The 2324-nt window shown below is 37.4% G+C and carries 2 protein-coding genes and 1 pseudogene; all 3 read left to right on the top strand.

What is annotated here, in order from left to right; translation table 11 throughout:
• On the top strand, positions 1 to 340 hold a 340-nt coding region (locus KH286_RS09500; protein ID WP_353799503.1), incomplete at its 5' end, for a cupin domain-containing protein.
• A gap of 201 nt (positions 341 to 541) precedes the next feature.
• Positions 542 to 739: pseudogene (locus KH286_RS09495) on the top strand (hypothetical protein); the annotation flags it as partial.
• 126 nt (positions 740 to 865) lie between these two features.
• Positions 866 to 2140, top strand: a complete 1275-nt coding sequence (locus KH286_RS09490) for an SLC13 family permease (RefSeq protein ID WP_004698525.1) — start codon at positions 866 to 868, stop codon at positions 2138 to 2140.
• The last annotated feature ends 184 nt before the right edge of the window (positions 2141 to 2324 follow it).

The following is a 2324-nucleotide window of genomic DNA, read 5'->3' as shown; positions in this document are numbered from 1 at the left end:
TTCTATGAGTAAGACTTTCACAAAAAATATCCCAGTCAACGAAATTTTACATCTAGGCGATTGTTTAGAGTATAAAGAAGGGCAAGTGATTAGTATTACTATAGCCCAAAATGAACGCCTCAGTATTACCTTATTTGCGTTACCAAAGGGCGAAGAAATCTCAACGCATGTAACTGTAGGCGATGCGATTGTGCAAATCCTCGATGGAGAGGCACATATCGTCGTCGGTGATGTGGAATACAATGTGAAAGCTGGTGAAACATTGATCATGCCTTCTGAAGTCCCTCATAGCCTCGATGCCCGAGAAAACTTCAAGATGCTGTTGACCGTCGTTAAATAAATATATCATAATGAATGCATCCCTTGGATTAATAAGGGGTGTATTTTTATATTCCGTTAGAAAAATATATAATTTAGATAGTTATATTTGTAAAAAAGAGTACAATAAAATTATGGAGAGGCGTTAACATATTTAATAGATTTTATTTTAGAGGTCTAGAAAAGGAAGTCCTGCTGGAGGTTTACGATGAGCACGAAAGTAGATCCAAAAGCAGTGCTCGCGGCTATCGTAATTGCTAGTTCCTTGGCATATGCGACACCAATTGGTATGCCTGCCAATACTATGGTTTACAATATAGCTGGCTATAGCTTTTTGAATTATGTGAAAGCTAGTGTACCACTTATTGTTGTATCTAGTATTGTGGTATTGGTATTATTGCCAATTCTGTGCCCCTTTTAATATATAAGGTATTATCTAGCGTTGTAGATATATGAAAAATATTCATTATAAAAAATTATATGATTTACATCACTGAGTTATATCTATATACTATAGGTGTATGACTACCATGAAAGGAAAGTTCTCATGGATTATAGTGTTGCTGTTACATTGGGATTCCTCGTATTTGCAATCGTCATGTTTGCATTGGAGAAGATTCCATTGTCTATTACGGCTATGATTGTAGCCGTTGGTTTGCATCTTTCTGGTGTATTAACCGCAACGGAAGCTTTCAAAGGCTTCGTTGACTCTAATGTTATTTTATTCATTGCTATGTTTATTATCAGTGCTGCTTTCTTTGAAACAGGTGTTGCTGTTGATGTAGGTGATGTTGTTAATAAATTTGCTAAAAACGAAACAATCCTTATTATCGCTATCATGATGCTTACAGGTATTATGTCTGGTCTCTTGTCCAACACAGGTACGGCAGCCGTTATGATTCCTGTTGTCATCGGTATTTGTAAAAAGGGTGGTTTCAACCAAACTAAATTCCTAATGCCAATCGCATTTGCAGCCGCTATGGGTGGTAATATTTCTATGATTGGTTCCCCTGGTAATATGATTGCAAACTCTAATTTACAAGAGGCTGGTCTTGGTTCCTTTAGTTTCTTCGCTTATGGTGAAGTAGGTTTACCTATACTTATCATCGGCACTCTATTCTATGCATTCATTGGCAAACGTTTCGTGCCAGAGGTTCCAACTCGTGAGCCTGATGCAAACTATCAAAAAAATGCTGACTTTGATCATGTTCCAATGTGGAAAAAATGGACAGCAGGTTTGGTGCTTGTATTGACTATTGCGGCTATGATTTTTGAAAAACAAATCGGTGTATCTTTGGCTGTTAGCGCTTGGGTAGGTGCTCTTGTTATCGTAGCAACTGGGGTTATTACTGAAACAGAGGCTGTTAAGTCTATCGATATGAAGACAATTCTGTTGTTTGTAGGTTCCTTGGCTCTTGGTACAGCAATGGTAAAATCCGGCGCAGGTGCATTTATTGCAAACCTTATCGTTGATGGTTTGGGTGAGACACCTAACCCATTGGTCTTGTTAGCAGTGCTTTTCTTCTTGTCTATATTCATGACAAACTTTGTGTCCAATACAGCGGACGTTGCATTGTTGGCACCTATCGGCTTGTCCTTGGCATCTCAATTAGGCTTTGACCCAAAAGCGATTCTCGTAGCTATCGTTATTTCCAGTTCTCTTGCATATGCTACACCAATGGGCACGCCTCCAAATGCTATGGTGTATAACGTGGCGGGTTACAGCTTTAAGGATTATGTAAAAGCTGGCGTACCATTGATTATTGTATCTGCCATCGTTTCTTTTGTATTATTGCCAATTTTATTCCCATTTAACCCGTAATTTTATATAGGTGAGTCATACTAAACCGTCACCGTTGGTGGCGGTTTTATTTATATAAAATTATTTCAATTCTGTTGCTATAGACACTGAAATTAAATCTCAATTAACTTATAATAAAGTCAACAAAAGGACAGTCCTTTTAATTATATTAATTGAGTTTTGACAAAATTTTATTTCAATCTAC

The sequence above is a fragment of the Veillonella parvula genome (assembly GCF_018378075.1).
In the GTDB taxonomy this organism is placed as follows: domain Bacteria; phylum Bacillota; class Negativicutes; order Veillonellales; family Veillonellaceae; genus Veillonella; species Veillonella parvula_K.
This window is presented reverse-complemented; position numbering and strand designations above follow the sequence as displayed.

Bases quoted from the DNA above. Each gene is read 5' to 3' on its own strand.
- KH286_RS09490 (WP_004698525.1), top strand. From the start codon at position 866: ATGGATTATAGTGTTGCTGTTACATTGGGATTCCTCGTATTTGCAATC.